Here is a 5,337-nt window from a genome sequence, read left to right as displayed (position 1 = left end):
TTAGGCTCTGCTATTGACATACAAAAAATAAAGTTCTAATATATTAAAAACGAGAAGCAATAATTAAAGAATTATTACTCCTCTTTTTATAAAAGTTTTACATTAATTTTTAGAGTTTACACAAAACTTGCAACAGCCCCCGAATTACACGAAGGTATAGTAGCTCTTCTGCTATAGCACAGGAGCTTTTCTTTTTGTCGCAGATTACACAGACTTACTCAGATTTTAAAGTCTTTTATTTTTGGTTGAGACCTTTAACCGAAGTTTATAGTCGTTACGCTCCAGCAGTACTTTTCCTACAACAACGATTGTGACTTACTCACTAAGACAACATATAAATCTTCTGGCACTTTTTGGTTACTTTTTCTTGCTACAGAGAAAAGAGTAACTCGTATTAAAGGCGAAACCTTTAGAACCTTCGATCCTTGCCCCTAACTTAAATCTGCTCCTATCTGTGTAATCTGCGACTAAAGCTTTTATCTTAAAGAGGAAAAAAGCTCTTTATCTTGTAAATTATAAAGACATAATTTTTAAAAAATATAAGGAAGGTTATACACAGTTTACAGGAGTTTTTATTATTGATTCACTGATTAAATATTGAATGAAAGTAAAAAAAAGTTGTGTTTTTCTACTTATAAATATATACTGTATAGTAACTAAATTTATTTGTTAGGAGATGTAAGGGTGGAATTTATAAATAGTAAGGAAAATAAATTATTTAAAATAATAAAAAAATTAAAACAAAAAAAATATAGGGAGAGAGAAAAAAAATTTTTAGCCGAAGGACACAAATTTTTAGACTTTTCTACAAATCCTAAATATATCATATTACGTGATGGTGAGGAAGAAAATTTTCCTAAGATAGATAATTTTAACTGTAAGAAATATATATATAGTGACACCTTGTTTAATGATATTTCAACACAAGAAAATTCACAAGGTGTGATTTTGATCTATGATTTTTTATCTAACTCTATGGAAAACTTAGGAGAAAATATAGTGATATTAGACCGTATTCAAGATCCTGGAAACCTTGGAACAATCATTAGATTAGTCGACGCAGTAGGATTCAAAGATATTATCCTGACCGCTGGAAGCGTTGATATGTATAACGATAAGAGTGTTAGGAGCAGTATGGGATCACTGTTTAATCTAAATATAAATTATCTGTCCGAAGAAAAACTTTTAGACTTTTTAAAATTAAATAACTATAATATTTTATCTAGTGGTTTAACAAATGAAAGTGTAAATTATCACAAGATTAAGTTGAAAGAGAAAAATGCAGTTGTCTTTGGAAATGAAGGACAAGGGGTATCAAAAGAAATATTAAAAGCTAGTAATGAGATAGTAAAAATACCTATATACGGGAGTGCAGAATCACTGAATGTAGGAATTGCCACTGGAATCATATTGTATAAAGTTAAAGAAATATTGGAGGAATATGAGGTATAAACATATAAAAAAAGACAAAGTTTTTGAAAATAAACATTTTTCAATATATGAGGAAGACCTAATTCTACCTAATGGAAAGCAAGTTAGATGGACTTTTTTAAAAAATTATGTAGCTGTAGGAGTGATTGCATTTACTCCAGAGGGGAAACTTCTACTCGTAAAACAGTATAGACCAGCTTTAAATCAAGAAATAATAGAGATCCCTGCAGGGCTTGTGGATCCTGGTGAAGAGGTGGAAAAAGCTGCCATGAGAGAACTTGAAGAAGAGACTGGATACAGGGCTGAGAAAATCACTAAAATTTGTGAATATTTTAGAAGTCCAGGACTATCTTCTTCGAAGATGTATATCTATCATGCTGAAAATTTGATTAAAACTAGCCAAAATCTAGATGAAGATGAGTTTTTGGAAGTTGTAGAAGTTGATGTAAAAGAAATAGATGAAATATTAAAAACACCTTTAGACGGAAAGACACTTTATGCACTTAACTATATAAAATTAAACTTAAATAAATAGCCTGTTTTGAGTTATTTTTTTATGGATAAAAATAACCTAGAATTATGATATAATGTAAGGGAGAGTAGTATATAAATATTAAAATATAAAATTATTAACATATTAGTGTTAACAATTTTTTTTGATTAAAAGAAAAACGAGGAGAAATAGATGAGATTAGATAAATATTTAACTGAATGTGGATTGGGAAGTAGAAGTGATGTAAAAAAAATATTAAAAACTAGGGAAATTAAGGTCAATGGACAGATAGAGTTTTCACCTAAAGTTAATGTTTCTACTGCTGATGAGATCCTATATAAAAATGAAAGAATAGAATATAAAGCCACAAGATATTATATTATGAATAAACCTGCTGGATATATTACAGCAACTGAAGATAAAAAACATAAAACTGTTCTGGAAATATTTCCAGAATGGGTAATTCAAAAGAATCTTTTCCCTGTAGGAAGGCTAGATAAGGATACAGAGGGGCTGTTACTTTTTACAAATGATGGACCTATGTCCCATGAACTGCTTTCGCCTAAAAAACATGTGGATAAAATTTATTATGTGGAAGCTGAAAAAAATATTACAGATGAAGACATGAAGAGATTAGAATTAGGAGTAGATATAGGTGGGTATATAACTAAACCATCTAAATGTGAAAGAGTGGATGAAAGTAAAATAAATCTGACTATAAGTGAGGGAAGGTTCCATCAAGTTAAGAAGATGCTCCATGCAATAGATAATTGTGTGATATATTTAAAAAGGATTAAATTTGCTGGATTAGAATTAGGTGATTTAAAAATTGGAGAGGTTAGAGAAATAGATGTGAAGGAAATTCTATGAAGTTTTTAATAGACCTACACACCCATACAAATACCACACCCCATGCATATAGTTCCCTGGAAGAAAACATTCGAGCAGGGAAAAAAAAAGGAATTAAAATTATAGCCAACACCATGCATGGTCCCTATCTTCAAGACTCACCTCATTGGTGGGCAATAGCTAATCAAAGGACATTGCCTGATTATATAGATGGAATAAGAATATTAAAAGGTGTAGAAGCCAATGTAATAAATATAAATGGAGATTTGGATATAAATGATAAGATAATTGAAATTTGTGATATCGTTATAGGAGGATTCCATAGCATTCCTGAATATGGGGATACTGGCGATATAAATAAAAATACTAGAGCCATTATAAATGTTATTCAAAATAATAATGTAGATATTTTGGTTCATTTGGGGAATCCAGGATTTCCTGTAGACTATGAAAGAGTAGTTATTGCAGCGAAAAAACATAATGTAGCTATAGAAATTAACAATGGATCACTGACTGCCAGCAGAGAGGGATCAAAGCTAAATTGTGAAAGAATTATGGAACTTTGTTTTAAATATAAACCATATATTTCTTTAGGCAGTGACGCACATTTTTCTACTCTTATTGGTGAATTAACTGAAGCTATAAAATTAATAGGAGATTATGATAAAGAGTTAATATTGAATACAAGTGAAAATAAATTAAAGGAATTTTTTCATCTTAGAGGTAAAAAAATATAGGGGTGATAAATATGAAAAAAATTATTATATTTACTTTTTTAGCTATCACAATTTTGACATATTCAGAGGTGAAAGAAATAGTAAAAGATTCGAAAGGGAATAATATTGTGTTGATGGAAGATAATACTTGGACATTGGAAACAGAATTTGAAAGTAAAAAAGAATTTGAAAGTAAGGTGAAGTTATCCAATGTTGAGGTTTCTTCTAAGAGGAGCGACGGAAGAAATCTTACGGGAACTGTCACAAATCAAAGTAGAAAAAAACTAGAGTATGTTACCTACAATGTAATCTGGAAGATTGATGGTCAATATTCTATTTTGAGGACATTCACCATAAGAAATCTTAATTACAGGGAAAGCCAGGAATTTAATAAGAGAGTTAAGTTAGAAAGAATTTCAGGCAGAGACTATAAAATTGAAGTTTTTGATTTTAAATGGGAAAACTAAAAAATTTAAATAAAAACCCTCTAAAAATAACTTTTTTGTATAAATGTTAATTTAGAGGGTTTTTTATTTCTGAAAGGACAACTTATACCGTTAATTCATTTTATGATACCACAAATCATTTTCTATATTACAAGTAATAGGACTTTAGGAGGAGTTATGGATTTAGTTAAAAAAGATACCAGTTTATCAATTCCAAAAAAACGTAAGAGAAACCGAGAAAATAGTGGAACAATATTTTCTATCTATAAATCTGAAAAAACTTTAAAGGATTATATGTTTCATTTGAATGATTTTTTAAAATATATATATGAATATGATGGAGATTTAAACCCTGACGAAACTATGAATATGATGAATAACATTGAAAAAGAAGATATAGAAGATTATCTGAAACATCTTCTTCATGAGAGGGAATTAAAAAAAAGTTCTATCAATAAAATCATATCTTCCCTTAAGAGTTTATATAAGGAGTTGGAGAAAAATGGTTATAATAATCCGTTCAAATATATTCCATTATTCAAGACAACTAAGCATAATTTAGATAATGTTCTCAAACTTTCCTATGAGGATTTAAAGGAAATTATATCAAATTTCTCTGTTGTAGACGATAAAAGTTTTAGAGATTTAGTTATCTTGTACACTTTATTTTATACTGGACTTCGAAGTTCTGAACTGATAAATTTAAAATATGATGATATCATTGAAAGACAGGGCAGTATTGTTTTGAGGCTAAAAGAGACGAAAAGTGGAAAAGTACAGTATAAACCCCTCCATGATGAATGTTATAAAAAAATAATGGAATTTAAAAATTACATCACGAAATTGTATAAGATCAATTTAGAGGAGATGTTGGACCACTATATCTTTTCCAAGAGCTTTATTCCCAATAAAAAAATGTCCTATAATAATCTGTATAGAATTATAAAGGAGAAAGGACTTACCATAGGAAAAGATATTTCTCCACATAATATTAGACATACAGTAGCTACAGAGTTGTCTTTACGTGGTGCAGATATCTTGGAAATACGTGATTTTTTAGGTCATGCTGACACCAAGGTTACCGAAGTATATATCAATGCAAAGAACATATTAGAAAAAAGAGCTATCACCAAATTGCCGAAGCTGATTTGATGATGGCTTTTTTTTATATTTTTAGAGGAATTTTTAGAGTTCACAGATGAATTTGAAGGCTGCAAACAACCACAAGACGGAAAGAGAAGTCGATAAAATATTAGAAAAAGTGTGTTTTGCAACATTAAATGTCAGCGGTGTTGCAATTTAAAAAGTCACCACTGATCACTTCAATAACGATAATGAATTTTCTACTCTCCAGTTGCTTCCATTGAACATAATAAGATGTCCATGGTGAACTATCCTATCA

6 protein-coding genes are annotated in these 5,337 nt (G+C 29.6%); all 6 read left to right on the top strand.

Features of this window, described 5'->3' with window-relative positions:
- The first annotated feature begins 684 nt into the window (after positions 1–684).
- The 6 genes from V5784_RS00870 (at position 685) to V5784_RS00845 (ending at position 5,087) form a co-directional block, all read left to right on the top strand.
- Positions 685–1,452, top strand: a complete 768-nt coding sequence (locus V5784_RS00870) for an RNA methyltransferase (RefSeq protein ID WP_336887163.1) — start codon at positions 685–687, stop codon at positions 1,450–1,452.
- On the top strand, positions 1,442–1,966 hold the full coding sequence (locus V5784_RS00865) for an NUDIX hydrolase (RefSeq protein WP_336887162.1): 525 nt from the start codon (positions 1,442–1,444) through the stop codon (positions 1,964–1,966). Before V5784_RS00870 ends, V5784_RS00865 begins: the two co-directional genes overlap by 11 nt.
- 150 nt (positions 1,967–2,116) lie before the next feature.
- On the top strand, positions 2,117–2,794 hold the full coding sequence (locus V5784_RS00860; protein WP_336887161.1) for a pseudouridine synthase: 678 nt from the start codon (positions 2,117–2,119) through the stop codon (positions 2,792–2,794).
- Positions 2,791–3,510, top strand: a complete 720-nt coding sequence (locus V5784_RS00855) for a PHP domain-containing protein (RefSeq protein WP_336887160.1) — start codon at positions 2,791–2,793, stop codon at positions 3,508–3,510. Before V5784_RS00860 ends, V5784_RS00855 begins: the two co-directional genes overlap by 4 nt.
- Before the next feature lie 11 nt (positions 3,511–3,521).
- Entirely contained in the window at positions 3,522–3,956 is a 435-nt protein-coding gene (locus V5784_RS00850) for a hypothetical protein (protein WP_336887159.1), read from the top strand.
- A 156-nt stretch (positions 3,957–4,112) separates the two neighbouring features.
- Positions 4,113–5,087 (top strand): site-specific integrase, encoded by a 975-nt coding sequence (locus V5784_RS00845; protein ID WP_336887158.1) that lies wholly within the window; start codon positions 4,113–4,115, stop codon positions 5,085–5,087.
- Positions 5,088–5,337: the final 250 nt, after the last annotated feature.

The organism is Psychrilyobacter sp., assembly GCF_037132775.1.
GTDB lineage: Bacteria > Fusobacteriota > Fusobacteriia > Fusobacteriales > Fusobacteriaceae > Psychrilyobacter.
This window is presented reverse-complemented; position numbering and strand designations above follow the sequence as displayed.